This window comes from Flavobacterium sp. FlaQc-30 (genome assembly GCF_044005885.1).
GTDB lineage: Bacteria > Bacteroidota > Bacteroidia > Flavobacteriales > Flavobacteriaceae > Flavobacterium.
The window spans coordinates 1-313 of record NZ_JBIPCO010000043.1; the positions used below are offsets into that span (position 1 = coordinate 1).

Annotated in this window: 1 pseudogene; it reads right to left on the bottom strand. The window is 38.7% G+C overall.

Annotation, left to right across the window (positions count from 1 at the left end):
• Positions 1-313: pseudogene (locus tag ACHRV0_RS21665) on the bottom strand (hypothetical protein); the annotation flags it as partial.

Below are 313 nucleotides of genomic sequence, written 5' to 3' on the forward strand. Positions count from 1 at the left end.
AAACATTTTACATCTGTTTTAGAATTTTCTGTAATGTTTATCGCAGCAGCAGGCTGTCCGATTGTAATTGTTTTAACAGCAGTACATCCGTTAGCATCTGTTACCGTTACTTCGTAAGTTCCAGCGCCAATTCCAGTTAAATCCTGAGAAGTTGCAGCAATTGCATTGGTATCTTTTTTCCAAGAGTAAGTGTATGTTCCAGTTCCGCCGGTTACAGTCAAATCGATAGCTCCAGTTAATTGTCCGAAACATTTTACATCTGTTTTAGAATTTTCTGTAATGTTTATCGCAGCAGCAGGCTGTCCGATTGTAA